The organism is Luteimonas sp. MC1572 (assembly GCF_016615815.1).
Classification (GTDB): Bacteria; Pseudomonadota; Gammaproteobacteria; order Xanthomonadales; family Xanthomonadaceae; genus Luteimonas.
Genome location: NZ_CP067112.1, coordinates 2991215 through 3006559, shown reverse-complemented (window position 1 = coordinate 3006559; position 15345 = coordinate 2991215). Strand labels below are relative to the sequence as shown.

At 71.4% G+C, this 15345-nt stretch carries 14 protein-coding genes; 4 read left to right on the top strand and 10 right to left on the bottom strand.

Annotated elements, in window-relative coordinates; translation table 11 throughout:
- Window positions 1-92: 92 nt before the first annotated feature.
- Window positions 93-428: a hypothetical protein gene (locus JGR64_RS13735; protein WP_199374202.1), complete on the top strand. Its 336-nt coding sequence runs from the start codon at window positions 93-95 to the stop codon at window positions 426-428.
- 75 nt (window positions 429-503) lie between these two features.
- The gene (locus tag JGR64_RS13970) at window positions 504-1589 is read left to right on the top strand and encodes an OmpA family protein (protein ID WP_199374200.1); all 1086 of its coding nucleotides are present in this window, start codon (window positions 504-506) and stop codon (window positions 1587-1589) included.
- Window positions 1590-1738: 149 nt separating this feature from the next.
- Here the strand turns inward: JGR64_RS13970 and JGR64_RS13725 are convergent, their stop codons facing one another.
- Window positions 1739-2536, bottom strand: a complete 798-nt coding sequence (locus JGR64_RS13725; RefSeq protein WP_199374198.1) for a TatD family hydrolase — start codon at window positions 2534-2536, stop codon at window positions 1739-1741.
- 63 nt (window positions 2537-2599) lie between these two features.
- Between JGR64_RS13725 and hrpB the strand changes: the two genes are divergently transcribed.
- Both hrpB and JGR64_RS13715 read left to right on the top strand, forming a co-directional pair.
- Window positions 2600-5122 (top strand): ATP-dependent helicase HrpB, encoded by a 2523-nt coding sequence (gene hrpB / locus JGR64_RS13720; RefSeq protein ID WP_234446964.1) that lies wholly within the window; start codon window positions 2600-2602, stop codon window positions 5120-5122.
- A 106-nt stretch (window positions 5123-5228) separates the two neighbouring features.
- Window positions 5229-5606, top strand: a complete 378-nt coding sequence (locus JGR64_RS13715) for a hypothetical protein (protein WP_199374193.1) — start codon at window positions 5229-5231, stop codon at window positions 5604-5606.
- Between the two features lie 15 nt (window positions 5607-5621).
- On the opposite strand, the gene JGR64_RS13710 is transcribed toward JGR64_RS13715, so the two are convergent.
- From JGR64_RS13710 to JGR64_RS13670, 9 genes are all read right to left on the bottom strand, one after another.
- The gene (locus JGR64_RS13710; protein WP_199374191.1) at window positions 5622-6722 is read right to left on the bottom strand and encodes a hybrid sensor histidine kinase/response regulator; all 1101 of its coding nucleotides are present in this window, start codon (window positions 6720-6722) and stop codon (window positions 5622-5624) included.
- A 137-nt stretch (window positions 6723-6859) separates the two neighbouring features.
- Window positions 6860-7417, bottom strand: a complete 558-nt coding sequence (locus JGR64_RS13705) for a pseudouridine synthase (RefSeq protein WP_199374189.1) — start codon at window positions 7415-7417, stop codon at window positions 6860-6862.
- The gene (locus tag JGR64_RS13700; RefSeq protein ID WP_199374187.1) at window positions 7417-8274 is read right to left on the bottom strand and encodes a class I SAM-dependent methyltransferase; all 858 of its coding nucleotides are present in this window, start codon (window positions 8272-8274) and stop codon (window positions 7417-7419) included. Before JGR64_RS13700 ends, JGR64_RS13705 begins: the two co-directional genes overlap by 1 nt.
- Window positions 8275-8419: 145 nt before the next feature.
- Complete coding sequence (locus JGR64_RS13695; RefSeq protein ID WP_199374185.1) at window positions 8420-8914, bottom strand: hypothetical protein; 495 nt, start codon at window positions 8912-8914, stop codon at window positions 8420-8422.
- A gap of 47 nt (window positions 8915-8961) precedes the next feature.
- Window positions 8962-9339: a LysM peptidoglycan-binding domain-containing protein gene (locus JGR64_RS13690; protein ID WP_199374183.1), complete on the bottom strand. Its 378-nt coding sequence runs from the start codon at window positions 9337-9339 to the stop codon at window positions 8962-8964.
- Window positions 9340-9455: 116 nt separating this feature from the next.
- A complete protein-coding gene (gene queF, locus JGR64_RS13685; protein WP_199374180.1) occupies window positions 9456-10271 on the bottom strand; it encodes an NADPH-dependent 7-cyano-7-deazaguanine reductase QueF in 816 nt (271 codons plus the stop codon).
- A 22-nt stretch (window positions 10272-10293) separates the two neighbouring features.
- Window positions 10294-11628: an amidohydrolase gene (locus JGR64_RS13680; RefSeq protein WP_199374178.1), complete on the bottom strand. Its 1335-nt coding sequence runs from the start codon at window positions 11626-11628 to the stop codon at window positions 10294-10296.
- 51 nt (window positions 11629-11679) lie between these two features.
- Window positions 11680-12699, bottom strand: a complete 1020-nt coding sequence (locus JGR64_RS13675) for a ribonucleotide-diphosphate reductase subunit beta (protein ID WP_199374176.1) — start codon at window positions 12697-12699, stop codon at window positions 11680-11682.
- 51 nt (window positions 12700-12750) lie between these two features.
- Window positions 12751-15195, bottom strand: coding sequence for a ribonucleoside-diphosphate reductase subunit alpha (locus JGR64_RS13670; protein ID WP_199374174.1), 2445 nt, complete (start codon window positions 15193-15195; stop codon window positions 12751-12753).
- Between the last annotated feature and the right edge of the window lie 150 nt (window positions 15196-15345).

Sequence of the window (15345 nt, the reverse complement as noted above, 5' to 3'; positions counted from 1 at the left end):
AGCCCGGGCGAGCCCCTCAAGACTTGCGGGACCGGTCGCGGGAGCCTTGCTTGCACCGGGAATCGCCCGGCATGTTCGCCCTGGAGAGCACCATGAACGTCCGCACCAGCATCGCCCTGGCCCTGGCCGCCTTCATCGCCCCGGCCGCTGCGCAGGAGTCGATCCAGTCGCTGCCGGCGGTCCAGGCCGAAGCCGTCCTCTACGTGGCCGATTGCGAGCATCGCGTCCTGCCCACCCAGCGCGAGGTCGGTGAATGGACGGGACAGCACAACTTCAGCCAGGTCTACGACACGCGCCTGCGCCTGATGGCCGAAATCGGCCGCTCCTGCCAGGAGCCCGGCATCGAGCAGGTGCAGCTGGTGGCGCGTGATGACCCCGCCCCGCGCCGGCTGGACCTGGTTGCGATCAACACCCGTCGCCCGGACTGACAGCCGAAGGCGGTCTCCATGATCTGGTAGCTTGCCCGCTGCCGCGCGCGGCATGACCAGACCACGGAGATCGCCATGAAGGGAACCAGCCGCACCACCCGCACCACGTTGCTGTTCGCGATGCTCGCGTTGTCCGCGACCGCGTGCGATCGCTCCACCGCCGCCGCCGCCGGCGATGCCGCGCAGCAGGCGCAGGCCACGGCTCCCGGCGACAGCCTGGCCATCAGCGGGACCGCCGAGTCCGCCGCCAGCGCGGACCTGCCCGCGGCCGATGTGGCGGATGCCGTTGCCGCCGGCTTCGACATCGCCGCGCTGCCCGCGTCGACCGCCGAGCTCGGTGCGCTCCCCTACTTCTCCATTCCCGACGGTTACAGCGAAACGCCGCGCCAGGGTCGACGCCTGGAGCATGGCGAAGCCGCGTTCTGGGTCGGCGACCGCTTCGAGACGGTCGAGGGCCAGGTGCATGCGCTCGGCATGCGCGTGGCGCGGGATGCGGGCAAGGATTTCTCCGCCACCGAGATCGCGCGCAACATCGAGCACGCGGTGACGGCAGCGGGCGGAGTGAAGGTGTACAGCGGCGAGGAGCCGTCCGACGCGCGCCAGGACAAGGCGATCCAGGCCGTGATGCGCGACTACCCGCCCGAGGCCAAGTGCCTGGTGATGCACCCGGTCGATGTGTACGTGCTGCGCCGCGACGACGGCAACGTGTGGGTGCGCGCGTGTTCAGGCCGCCACTTCTCCGGCCTGATCGTGCTGCGCGAGCGCGCGCTGGTGCCGACGTCGGCGCTGCTGCCGGCCGACGCGCTGCGCGCGAAGATCGATGCCGACGGCCGGGTGGCGATCCAGGTGAACTTCGCCGTGGACAAGGCCGACATCCTCCCTGCTTCGCAGCCGCAGGTGGACCAGGTTCTGCAGCTGCTGCGCGACGACCCGGCGCTGCGCCTGTCGATCGACGGCCATACCGACGCCAGCGGCGACGCCGCGCACAACCAGCGCCTGTCCGAGGCACGCGCGAAAGCGGTGGTTGCCGCGCTGACGACGCAGGGCATCGCCGCCGAGCGCCTGCAGGCGAAGGGCCACGGCCAGGCGCAGCCGGTGGCCGACAACGCGACCGAGGAAGGCAAGGCCAGGAACCGCCGCGTCGAACTCGTGAAGCGCTGAGTCGCTCTCGATCGCAGGCGGCACCGGCGCCTTGCCGGATCAGCGTGCGTCGTGTCAGACGCGAAAGGCGGCCCACGCCAGTCAGTGCGGATCGCGACGGCCGCGACGCATGAAGTATGGACATGCGGCCAATACGCAGCCGCCGTGGTTCAGCCGGACGTGGGCAGCCGGAAGAACGCGCGCGTGGTCGCGGTGGCGTTGGCCGCGGCCGATGCCACGTCCTCGCCGCGGTCGCGCGCGAGTTCCTCGACGATATGCGGCAGGTGCATCGGCTCGTTGCGGCGGTCCTTCGGCATCGGCTTGAGCGAGCGCGGCAGCAGGTACGGCGCGTCGGTCTCGACCATCAGCCGGTTTGCGGGGATGTTGGCGACGATCTCGCGCAGGTGCTGGCCGCGGCGTTCGTCGCACAGCCAGCCGGTGATGCCGATGTGCCAGTCGCGGTCGATGCAGTCGAAGAGCTCCGCGCGCGTGCCGGTGAAGCAGTGCACGACCGCGGGGCCGATGCGGCCCTCGAACTCTTTCATGATCGCGACGAAATCGGCGTGCGCGTCGCGCTGGTGCAGGAACAGCGGCTTGCCGGTATCCACCGCGATCTCCAGCTGGCGCTCGAACGCCTTGCGCTGGGCGGGGCGCGGCGAGAAGTCGCGGAAATAGTCGAGGCCGGTTTCGCCCACGGCCACCACTTCGGGATGCGCGACGAGCGCGCGCATCTCCGCGTCGCACTCGGCGGTGTAGTCGCTGGCGTGGTGCGGATGCACGCCGGCGGTGGCGAACAGTTCGCCGGGGTGGGCGCGGGCGAGTTCCAGCGCCATCGGCGAGTGTTCGCGGCTGGCGCCGGTGACGATCATCTGCACGACGCCGGCGGCGCGGGCGCGCGCCATGACCTGGTCGCGGTCGTGGTCGAAGCTGTCGTGGGTGAGGTTGGCGCCGATGTCGATCAGTTGCATGACGGCATTGTAGGCGAGGCGAATTGCGTGATGGCCGAGCGCGGCAGGCCCTATCCTTTGCGGGTGGACAAGGCTTCGTTTCCCATCGATGAGCTGCTGCCGGCGATACGCGCGAGCCTGGCGGAGCATGCGCGGCTGGTGCTCGAGGCGCCGCCGGGCGCGGGCAAGACCACGCGCGTGCCGTTGGCGCTGCTCGATGCGCCGTGGCTCGCCGGGCAGCGCATCGTGATGCTGGAGCCGCGGCGTGTCGCCGCGCGCGCGGCGGCGACGTTCATGGCGGCGTCGCTGGGCGAGGAGGTCGGGCAGACCGTCGGCTATCGCATCCGTTTCGAGAACCGGGTGTCGGCGGCGACGCGGGTCGAAGTGGTCACCGAGGGCATCCTCACGCGGATGCTGCAGGACGATCCGATGCTGGCCGGCGTCGGCGCGCTGCTGTTCGATGAATTCCACGAGCGCCACCTCGCCGCCGATCTCGGCCTGGCGCTGGCGCTCGACGTGCAGGCTGGGCTGCGCGAGGACCTGCGCATCGTGGTGATGTCGGCGACGCTCGACGGCGAGCGGCTGGCAGCGTTCCTCGACGCTCCACGGCTGTCGAGCGCCGGGCGAAGCTATCCGGTCGACATCGCGCACTTCCCGGCGCGGCGCGACGAGGTGCTCGAACACCACGCGCGGCGCGCCATCGAGCACGCGCTCGAGCGCCATCCCGGCGACGTGCTGGCGTTCCTGCCCGGGCGCCGCGAGATCGCGCGCTGTGCGGCGGCGCTGGAATCAGGCACCGCGGTCGCGGCGGCCGGTGCCGACGTGCTGGCGCTGCACGGCGAACTCGCGGTCGAGGAGCAGGCGCGGCTGCTGCGCCCGTCGACCGACGGCCGGCGCCGGGTGGTGCTGGCGACGAACATCGCCGAATCCAGCGTCACCCTGCCCGGCGTGCGCGTGGTGGTGGACAGCGGGCAGGCGCGCGAGCCGCGCTACGACCCCAACAGCGGCTTCAGCCGGCTCGACGTGGTGCGCATCGCACAGGCCTCGGCCGACCAGCGCGCGGGCCGCGCGGGGCGCGTCGCCGAGGGCTGGGCGTACCGGCTGTGGCCGGAATCGCTGCGCCTGGAAGCGCAGCGCCGCCCGGAGATCGCGCAGGTCGAACTGGCCGCGCTGGCGCTGGAGCTGGCCGCCTGGGGCAGCGACGCGCTGCGCTTCGTCGACCCGCCGCCGAGCGGCGCGATGGCGGCGGCGCGCGACCTGCTGCGCCGGCTCGGTGCGCTGGAGGGTGATGCGATCACAGCCGCCGGGCGGCGCATGATCGCCCTCGGCACGCATCCGCGGCTGGCGGCAATGCTGCTCGCCGCGCCCGACGCGGCGGCGCGCGCGCTGGCCTGCGACCTGGCGGCGCTGGTCGAGGCGCGCGACCCGCTGCGCGCGCGCAGCGATGCGATCGCGGCGCGCTGGCGTGCATTGGCGGCGTTCCGCGAGCGCCGCGTGCCGGCCGACGCCAACCGTGGCGCGCTGGCCGCGATCGATGCCGCGGCCAAGCAGTGGCGCCGGCGCCTGCGCTGCGATGCCGCGCCGCCCCGCGACGTGCCGGCGCATGCACTCGGCGACCTGCTCGCACACGCGTTCACGGACCGCGTCGCGGCGCGCCACGGCACTGACCTGCGCCGCTACCAGCTGGCCAACGGGCGCATGGCGCGGCTTGCCGACGACAGCGCGCTGGTCGGCGAGCCGTGGCTGGTCGCCAGCGAGCTGCGCTTCGAGGCGCGCGATGCGCTGCTGCTGCTCGCCGCCCCGGTCGACGAGGCGCTGCTTCGGCGCGATTTCGCCGCGCGCTTCAGCGACCGCGACGAAACCCGCTGGGATCCGGCGCGCCTGGCGCTGGTCGGCGAGCGCGTGCGCCGCTTCGACGGCATCGTGCTCGACAGCCGCGTGACCGGTCGCGTCGATCCCGCGGCCGCCGCGCAGGCGCTGACCGATGCGGTGCGCGCGCTCGGCCTCGACGCCCTGCCCTGGAGCCCCGGGTTGCAACAGTGGCGCGCGCGGGTGCGCGCGCTCCACGCCTGGCAGCGCCAATTCGAACTGCCCGGTTCCGGCCTGCCCGATCTGCACGATGCAGCGCTGCTGGCCAGCCTGGACAGCTGGCTGCGGCCGGCGTTCGCCGGCAAGTCCAGGCTCGATGCGCTCGGCACGGAGGAATTCGCGGGCGCGCTGCGCAGCCTGCTCGACTGGCCCGCGCAGCAGCGCCTCGAGGCGCTCGCCCCGACGCGCATCGTGGTGCCGTCGGGACAGGCGCGCGCGATCGAGTACGCGGTCGACGACGACGGCACGCCGCAGGCGCCGGTGCTGGCAGTGAAGCTGCAGGAACTGTTCGGGCTGGCGGATACGCCGCGCATCGTCGACGGCCGCGTGCCGCTGCTGCTGCACCTGTTGTCGCCGGCCGGACGCCCGCTGCAGGTGACCGGCGACCTGCGCGGCTTCTGGGATCGCACCTGGCCGGAAGTGCGTCGCGAAATGAAGGGCCGTTACCCGCGGCATCCGTGGCCCGAGGATCCGTGGAACGCCACGCCCACCCACCGCGCGCGGCCCCGCCAAGGCTGAATCAACGTTGTTCCGATCACGCCGGCGCGACGCGCGCGGCAACAGACTTGTTGCATCCTGTCACGCCGCCGGACCACTCCGGCGAACTACGCCAAGAGGCCCCCGCATGCGCAAGCGCCAGCATCTCCGCGACACCTTCCCCGACAAGGCCATGGAGCTGGTCGGCCAGCTCGGCGACGGGCTCCGCAACGTCGTGCCGGCCGGTGCCGGCAAGTGGCTGCAGACCGGCGCCGCGATCGGCGTCGCACGGACCGGCACCCGCGTGGTGGGCCAGGTCGTGCGTCGCAACCCGGTGGCGGTCGCTGCCGCAGCCGCAGGCATCGGCCTGGTGCTGTACGCGGTGCGCAGGCACCGCAGGAAGGCAGAAGCCGAGGCCGCCATCGAAGGCAAGTCGCGGCGTATCGAAGCCCGCCGTGGTGTGCCGCGCAAGCGCGCGTCCGCCCAGGATGGGGTGGTCGCCGCCAGCGGTGCCGACGGCGACTGAGGCCTCACCGCACGATCAGAGGGCGGCGGCTTCCGGCAGTTCGATCACGAAGCACGCGCCGCCACCCTCGCGGTCTTCGTACCAGAGTTGCCCGCCGGCGCCACTGACGATCTGCTGCGCCAGCGACAGGCCAAGCCCGCTCGAGGCGCCGGCAATCGCCGGGTCGTCGTTGGCCAGGCGCACGAATGGCCGGAACAGCTCGCGCTGGCGATGGCCCGGAATACCCGGGCCGCGGTCCTCCACGCGCAGCTGCCAGTAGCCCGGCGCGCTGGCCGGCGCCGACAGTTCGACATCGCTGCCGGGCGCGTACTTCATGGCGTTGCTGATCAGGTTCTCGGCGACCTGGCGCAGCACCACGGCGTCCATCGCCACCACCGCCGGTCCCACGGGCGCCGCCTGCAGCCGGCAGCCACGGTCTTCGAACTGCAGGCTGTAGCGGCCCATGATCCACTCCACCACGTCGCCGAGCGACGCGCGCGCGTCCGCCTGGGTGTCCTGCCTGCGCGCCTGGGCCTGGGTTTCCAGGTAGCGGCGGATGTAGCCCAGTCCGTCCTCCGCGCTGTCGCGGATCATCTGCAGGTAACGCGGCACGCGCTCGGCGCGCACGCTGTCGGCGAGCAGCATGTCGCTGGCGAACACGACGCTGGACAGCGGGTTCTTCAGGTCATGCGCGACCAGGTTGACCAGCTCCTGGCGCTCGCGTGCCACGCGTTCGAGGCGGTCGCGGGCCAGCTTCAGGCCGACGTGCGCGTTGACGCGCGCCATCAGCTCCTCGGGAATGAACGGCTTGGTCACGTAGTCCACCGCGCCGGCGCCGAATGCGCGCAGCAGCAGCTCACGGTCCTGGGCGGCGGTCAGGAACACGACGGGCACGCGCAGCAGCGCGCGCTCGCGGATCTCGGCCATCACCCCGAACCCGTCCATGCCCGGCATCATCATGTCCAGCAGGATCAGGTCGGGCACCTGCGCCTCGACCATGGCCAGCGCGGCCGGCCCGTTGTCGGCCACGGCGACGTCGTAGCCGTGGCGTGCCAGCAGCGCACTGACGACGCGGAGGTTGGCCTGCTGGTCGTCCACGACCAGCACGCGGCCCTGTGCGGTGATGCCTGATGCCATGACCTTCCGTGCCTGGGTTGCCATCCGGCGGCGTGAATACGCTGCGGATGGTGGACGTGAAGGTAGCAGAATCACCGGGGGGCGCTGCAAGCACCCCGGTGCATTGCATGGCGTCGCCGATGCGCGCCCTGAACCGTTCAGCCAAACGGCGTCGCCATCGGGATTTCGCGCCAGGCGCCAGGCGCGATGCCATCCAGCGCACACCCGCCAATCGCGATCCGCACCAGGCGCAGGGTGGGCAGCCCGACCGCCGCGGTCATGCGCCGCACCTGGCGGTTGCGGCCTTCGCGGATCTCCAGTTCCAGCCACGCATCCGGCACGGTCTTGCGCATGCGCACCGGCGGGTCGCGTGGCCAGAGCGGCGGGGGCATGTCGAGCAGGCGCGCGCGCGCCGGGCGCGACGGTCCGTCGCTGAGCGTCACGCCTGCGCGCAGGGCATCCAGCTGCGCGGGCGACGGCGCGCCCTCGACCTGCACCAGGTAGGTCTTGGCAAGCTTGTGCCGCGGGTCGGTGATGCGGTGCGCGAGCGCGCCGTCGTCGGTCAGCAGCAGCAGGCCTTCGCTGTCATGGTCGAGTCGGCCGGCGGGGTACACCGCCGCCGGCAGCCCGAAGCCGGCCAGCGTCGGCCGCGGCGGCGCGCTGCGGTCGGTGAACTGGCACAGCACGCCGTGCGGCTTGTTGAACGCGACCAGCACTACTTCACGAAGCGCAGGGTCATCCGGTCGCTTTCGCCGATCGCCTGGTACTGCTGGCGGTCCTCGGCGTCGTGGCGGTTGGTCGGCGGCAGCGTCCAGACGCCATTGGGATGATCGCGGTCGTCGCGCGGATTGGCGTTGATCTCGCTGGCGGCGTCGAGGCGGAACCCGGCGGCTTCGGCCATCGCGATCACCTGCGCCTGCCCGACATAACCGGACTTGTCGTCGGCGGGGACGTCGGCGCGCGCGCGGTGCTCGACCACGCCCAGCACGCCGCCCGGCTTCAGCACCGCATGGAAGGCCTTGAACATGCCTTCGGCCTGGCCCGCGCTGCGCCAGTTGTGCACGTTGCGGAAGGTCAGCACCGCGTCGGCCGAACCCGGGGCGCCCAGCACCGGCGCGGCGGGATCGTAGGCCACGATGCGGGCACGCGAGAACTGTGCGGGCGCGGCCGCGAAGCGCGCCTCGAGCCGGCCACGCGCGGTGTCCTGGTACGTGCGTCCGGAGCCCGCCGGCAGGGCGGCGGGATCGACCACCGCGGCGATGTAGCCGTCCGCAAGCCAGGGCGCGAGGATCTCGGCATACCAGCCCGCGCCGGGCGTGATCTCGATGACGGTCTGCCCGGTTTCGATGCCGAAGAAGGTGAGGGTTTCGCGCGGGTGGCGGTACTGGTCGCGGGCGACGTTAGCGGGCGAACGCCAGCTGCCGCCGAGCGCCGCGTCGAGCAACGGGTCGGGCGCGTGTTCGCCCACCCCGGCCGACCGTGCGCCGGGGCTGGTGCCGGCGGGCTGGGCCGAGGCGCAGGCGGCGAGCAGCAGCAGCGGCAGCAGGGCGCTGCTCTTGCGGAGGATGGACATCGGCGTGCTCCAGGGGATGGTGTCGCAAGCCTAACCGGAAACCATGCGCCTCCCTTGCACGCCACGCTGGATCGCGGTGTGTTCCCGCCCCGCCAACGAAAAGGCCCGGCGCAGGGCCGGGCCTTGTTTCACGCGGGTGTATCGATCAACGCACTTCGTACTCGCGCGTCTGCACGACGGCACCGTTGAGCAGGATCTCCACCTTGTAGCGGCCCACCGGCCAGCCGTCCGGCTTGCTGACCTGGAACGCGGTGTTGCCGGTGCCGGTGAAGTCGAAGTCGCGGCTCAGTTCGTCGACCAGCTGGCCATCCTCGAACGACCAGCGCGCGGTCAGCTGGCCGCGCTGTGGCATGGCCGGGTCCGACGACGTGGTGGCCACCGAGGCATGGATCGTGTCGCCTCTCGCGAACGTGGTGGCCGGCGCTGTGACGCGGTTGTTGGCGTCGACCGCGGTGCCGAGGTCGACCGACGTCACGCTGACCGCGGCTGCGGGGGCGGGAGCCGGCATGGGGGCCGGGGTCGGGGCCGGCGCGGCCGGAGGCGGGGTGACGACGGCGGGCTCGTCCTTCTTGCAGCCGGCCAGGGCCAGGGTGCCCAGCAGCGCCGCGGCCAGTGCGGCATGGATCGGGGTGCGCATCATGTGGTGGTTCTCCATGGGGTTCAGGGCGGGGGCGAACGTCGAGCGGGTCAGCTGTCGGCTTCGGCCGGGGGGATCTTCAGCACCTGGCCCGGCTGGATGCGGTCGGGATCGTCGAGCTGGTCGCGGTTGGCATCGAAGATGCGCCGCCACTGGCTGGCCTTGCCGTATTGCGCCTTGGCGATGTGCGAGAGCGTGTCGCCCTTCTGCACCGTGTAGCTGGTCGCGCCCGCCATGTCCTCGGTGGAGGACACCGAGGACTGCACATTGCCGAAATCGGCGCCGCGCGGGGCCGCCGCCTCGGTGCTGTCGACCGCGCTGCGGACATTGGAAAAGTCGGCCTTGCCCGGCTTGTTGCCGGTTTCCGCCTTGCGGTCGGATTGCAGCGACAGCGATGCCGGATCGTTGGGATTCTGCGGATTGCTCATGCTGGCCTCCTGTGCCTTGCAGCGCGGAGGTTCACACGGCCCTTGTTAAGGAAACATCGCGTCACCGTGAGCGACCAGGCGCGCGCCGCTTGGTGCGCGCGGCGTTGCCCCTGCGCTCACTGCCGCACGTCGCGCCGCGCCGCAGGCGGCGGCAGGCCTGGCGTGGCCCGCCAGGGATTGATGTCCAGGCCGCCGCGGCGCGTGTAGCGGGCTTCGACCGACAGCCACTCCGGGCGGCACTGCGCCATCAGGTCCACGAACACCTGCTCCACGCACTGCTCGTGGAACCCGGCGTGCTCGCGGAACGACACCAGGTAGCGCAGCAGCGCGGCGCGGTCGATGCGCGGGCCGCGGTAGGCGATGCGCAGGCTGGCCCAGTCCGGCTGGCCGGTGACCGGGCAGTTGGACTTCAGCAGCTGCGAGCGCAGGGTTTCCTCCACTTCCGCCGCCGGGTCGCAGGCGAGCAGTTCGGGCGCCGGGTGGTCGTAGGCGTCGATGGCGACGTCAACGCCGTCGATGTCGATGCTGCCTGCATCGTCGTCGACGCCGGCCATCGGCGGCAGGCCGAAGTCGACCGCCACCGTGGCGCCGGCCGCGCCCGAGAGGTCGGCGGCGATGCGCGCCCGCACATCCGCGGCATCCGCGAAACGCGTGCCGTTGAAGGAGTTCAGGTACAGCTTGAGCGACTTCGATTCGATCAGCCGCGGCGACGCGGCCGGCACCAGGAAGGTCGCGGTGGCCACCGCCGGCTTGCCGCGCGCGTCCAGCCAGGAGAGCTCGTAGGCCTGCCAGCGGTCGTGGCCGTCGAACGGCAGGGCGGCGCCGATGCCGAGCGTGTCGCGGCCGGCGTCGCGCGCGATCGGGAACAGCAGCGAGGCGTCGTAGGCGCGCGGGTAGGCGACTTCGCGGCCGAGGGGGAGTTCGGTGGTCATGGGCGCATTATCGCGCCTGCGCTCAGCCGCCGCTTGTGGGCGCGTCGTCGCCGTGCAGGTAGTCCAGCGTCAGCTGCAGCATCGCGCGCATTCCCAGGTCGAGCGCGGACTCGTCGAGGAAGAACGCCGGCGAGTGGTTGCTGGGCGCGGTCGCCGGGTCCTGCCCGACGGGCGTGGCGCCGACGAAAAAGAGCAGGCCTGGCACCTCGCGGGCGAAGAACGAGAAATCCTCGGCGCCCATGTTGAGCGGCATGTCCAGCAGGTTGCCCGGGCCGGCCACCTTCGCGAGGCTCGGGCGCATGCGCGCGGTCAGCGCCGCGTCGTTGGCGGTCACCGGGTTGCCGTCCTGGTCGGGCACGTTGGCCTCGACGGTCGCGCCGTGCGCGGCGGCCACCTTTTCCGCGACGTTCTTCAGGTCGGCGAACACCGCGTCGCGCATGCCGTCGTCGAACGTGCGGATGGTGCCGACCAGCTCCACCTGCTCGGGAATGATGTTGTAGCGGATCCCGCCCTTGATGGCGCCGAAGCTGACCACCACCGGCTGGCTGGAGATGTCCTGGCGGCGGCTGACGATGGTCTGCGCGGTGCCGATGATGTCCGCCGCGGCGACGATCGGGTCCACGCCGCCCCACGGCCGGGAGCCGTGCGTCTGGCGGCCCTTGACCACGATGTTGAAGCGGTCGGACGCGGCCATCGTCGGCCCGCTGCGCACGCCGAGCTTGCCGGCCTGCAGCGTGGAGAACACATGCAGGCCGAATACCGCATCCGGCTTGAAGTCGCGGAACACACCCTGCGCCAGCATCTCCTTCGCGCCGCCCTTCTCGTCGTCCGGCGGGCCTTCCTCGGCGGGCTGGAACACGAACAGCACCTCGCCCGGCAGTTCGTCGCGCATCGCCACCAGCGCCTCGGCGACGCCCATCAGCACCGAGGTGTGGGCGTCGTGGCCGCAGGCGTGCATCACGCCGACGGTCTCGCCGCGGTAGGTGGAGGTGGCCGTCGACGCGAACGGCAGGCCGCTGGTCTCGGTGACCGGCAGCGCATCCATGTCGGCGCGCAGCGCGAGGCGCGGCCCCGGCTTGCCGCCCTTGAGCACGGCGGTAACGCCGGTGGTGGCGATGCCGGTCACAGGCTCCAGGCCGAGCGCGCGCAGGTGCTCGGCGACCAGCGCCGCGGTGCGCGTCTCGCGGTTGCCGAGCTCCGGGTACTGGTGCAGGTCGCGGCGCCAGGCCACGACCTTGGCGCCGAGTTCCGACGCGGCCGCGGCCACTTCCGGGCGCTGCCCGTCCCGGGCATGCAGCGGCAGCGCCAGGCCGGCGAGGACGAACGACGACAGCAGGATGCAGGCGTTGCGTGACATGGCGCGTTCTCCCCGGGCAGTGCGCCGATGGTAACCGGCGGACGGCAGCCGTCAGAACGCCTCGTCGAAGGCCACTTCGCCCTCCACGCCCACCTGGTAGGCCGAGACCCGACGCTCGAAGAAGTTGGTCAGTTCCTGCACGTCCTGCAGCTCCATGAACGCGAACGGGTTGCGCGCGCCGAAATGCCGCGGCATGCCCAGCTGGGCCATGCGCTGGTCGGCGCAGTACTCCAGGTACTGGCGCATGTCCTTCAGCGACAGCCCGGCCACGCCGCCCGACAGCGTGTCCTCGGCGAACGCGTACTCGCACTCCACCGCCTCGGTCATCATTTCCACCACCTGCGCGCGGAACGCGTCGTCGACCAGGTCCGGTTCCTCCTCGCGCGCGGTGCGGATGACCTCGAACGCGAATGCCATGTGGCAGCTCTCGTCGCGGAATACCCAGTTGGTGCCGCTGGCCAGGCCGTGCAGCAGCCCGCGCGAGCGCAGGTAGTACACGTAGGCGAACGCGCCGAAGAAGAACAGGCCCTCGATGCAGCCGGCGAAACACACCAGGTTGAGCAGGAACTGGCGGCGCTGCGCGCGGGTCTCGATGCGGGTGACGCCCTGCAGCGAGTCGATCCACTTGAAGCAGAATTCGGCCTTGCGGCGGATCGAGGGGATGTTCTCGACCGCGGCGAAGGCACGCGTGCGGTCGGCGGGGTCGGGCAGGTAGGTGTCGAGCAGGGTGAGGTAGAACTGCACGTGCAGCGCCTCTTCGTACAGCTGCCGCGACAGGTACATGCGCGCTTCCGGCGCGTTGATGTGCTGGTAGAGGTTGAGCACCAGGTTGTTGGACACGATGGAATCGCCGGTGGCGAAGAACGCGATCAGGCGCTCGATCAGATGGCGCTCGGCGGGGCCGACTTTGGTCTTGAGGTCGGTGGTGTCGAGCGAGAAGTCGACCTCCTCCACCGTCCAGGTGTTGCGGATCGCGTCGCGGTACATCTCGTAGAAGCGCGGGTAGCGCATCGGCCGCAGGGTGAGTTCGAAGCCGGGGTCGAGCAGCAGCCGGGCGTGGTGCGTGGACATCATGGTGTTCCTCGGGATAGGGGCGGGCTTGCGGAGTCGCGTCTGCACGGCCTACTGGCAGGCCTCGCAGCTCTCCGGGTTCTCCAGCGAGCAGGCCACCGCCTCGGCCGGTGCGTACTCCCGCGGGGCCGGCGCCTCCGCGTCCATGCCAGCCAGCGTCGCCTTGGCGATCTTCGTGGCCGGCCGCGAGCGCAGGTAGTACGTGGTCTTGATGCCGCGCTTCCAGGCATGCATGTACATCGACGACATCGCGCCGATCGACGGGCTTTCCATGAACAGGTTGAGCGACGCGGACTGGTCGATGAACGCGCCGCGGTCGGCGGCCATGTCGATCAGCGAACGCATCGGCACTTCCCAGGCGGTGCGGTAGATCGCGCGCAGCGCCTCCGGGACCTGCGCCAGGCCCTGCACCGAACCCTCGGCGCGCTTGATCGCGTCGCGCACCTCCGGCGTCCACAGGCCGAGCTTCTTGAGTTCCAGCACCAGGTGGCGGTTGACCTGCAGGAAGTCGCCGGACAGCGTCTCGCGCTTGAACAGGTTGGACACCTGCGGCTCCACGCATTCGTAGCAGCCGGCGATCGAGGCGATGGTGGCAGTGGGCGCGATGGCGATCAGCAGCGAGTTGCGCAGGCCGTGCTCGCGGATGCGCGCGCGCAGCGCGTCCCAGCGCACGGTGTCGGCCGGGATCACGCCCCAGGCGTCGAATTGCAGCTCGCCGGCCGCGGCGCGGGTGTCGGCGAACGCCGGATGGCGGCCGCGTTCGATCGCCAGCTCGCAGGACGCTTCAAGCGCGTGGAAATAGATCGCTTCGGCGATGCGCGCCGACAGCGTGCGCGCCTCGTCGCCGTCGAACGGCAGGCGCAGCTGGAAGAACACGTCCTGCAGGCCCATCACGCCCAGCCCGACCGGCCGCCAGCGCAGGTTGCCGCTGCGCGCGGAGTCGATCGGATAGAAGTTGAGGTCGATCACCCGGTCGAGCTGGCGCACCGCGAGGCGAACGGTCTCGCCGAGCTTGTCGAAATCGAAGCGCGTGCCGTGCCCGGCATCGGCCTCCAGGTGGTGTGCAAGGTTGATCGAACCCAGGTTGCAGACCGCGGTCTCGCTGTCGGATGTGACCTCGAGGATCTCGGTGCACAGGTTGGACAGATGGATGACGTTGCCGGCCCGCGCGGTCTGGTTGCTGGCGCGGTTGCACGCGTCCTTGAACGTCATCCAGCCGTTGCCGGTCTGCGCCAGCGTGCGCATCATCCGCGCGTACAGCTCGCGCGCCTTCAGCGTGCGCACCGCCTTGCCGTCGGCCTCGGCCTGCGCGTAGGCGCGATCGAACGCGTCGCCATGGAGGTCGGTGAAGTCGGGCACCACGCGCGGATCGAACAGTGACCAGTCGCCATCCGCCTCCACGCGGCGCATGAACAGGTCCGGGATCCAGTTCGCCAGGTTGAGGTTGTGGGTGCGCCGCGCGTCGTCGCCGGTGTTGTCGCGCAGTTCCAGGAACTCCTCGACGTCGGCATGCCACGGCTCCAGGTACACGCAGGCCGCGCCCTTGCGCTTGCCGCCCTGGTTGACCGCCGCCACCGAGGAATCCAGGGTCTTCAACCACGGCACGATGCCGTTGGAATGGCCGTTGGTGGACGTGATCAGCGAACCGCGCGAGCGCACGCGGGTGAAGCTCACGCCGATGCCGCCGCTGAACTTGGAGAGCTGCGCGATCTCGCCGTACCTGCGGTAGATGGACTCCAGCGAATCCCGTGGCGAGTCGAGCAGGAAGCACGACGACAGCTGCTCGTGGGTGGTGCCGGCGTTGAACAGCGTGGGCGACGACGGCAGGTAGTCCAGGCGGCCCATGCGCCGGTACAGCGCCAGTGCCTCGGGCACGTCCTCGCTGAGCGCGCAGGCGATGCGCAGGAAGAACTGCTGCGGCGATTCGACCACCTTGCGCGTGTGCGGGTGGCGCAGCAGGTAGCGGTCGTAGAGCGTGCGCAGGCCGAAGTAGTCGAAGCGCAGGTCCAGCGACGCATCGATCGCGTCGTTGAGCTTGCGCGCGTTGGCCTGCACGAAGCCGAGCAGGCGCGCGTTGATCAGGCCGAGTTCGTGGCCGCGTGCGACCGACTGCGAGAACGCGTGGATCTCCTGGCCGGCGACCTCCTTGGCGATCACGCCGGCCAGCAGGCGCGCGGCGAGGCGGCTGTACTCGGGCTCTTCCGCGGTCAGCATGGCCGCGGTGCGGATCGACAGTTCGTCGAGTTCGCGGGTGCTGGCGCCGTCGTACAGGCCGGAGATGGTGCGCGTGGCGACGCGCATCGGGTCGACGGCGTGCAGGCCGTCGGCGCAGCGCTGCACGGCGCGGACGATCTTGTTGAGGTCGACGGCCTCGTCGCAGCCGTTGCGCTTGAGCACGCGCATCGTGGTGGCGGTGGGCGGCGGGGTGAGCAGGAAGCCGTCGGGGCTGCCGGCCGGTGCCGCGGGCGCGGCGCCGGAGTGGTCGTGTTCGGTCATGGCGTTCGCCTTGTACAGGGTGGCGCACCTGGCCATCGCTCCCTCGGGCGGCGGCCGGAGGCCTGGCGTCGCCAAGGGTCTGGTGTCGGTGTCGCAACGGCCGCGACGCACCCGCGCGAGCGGATGGGCGGAGCTGCGTCACCGGCCACC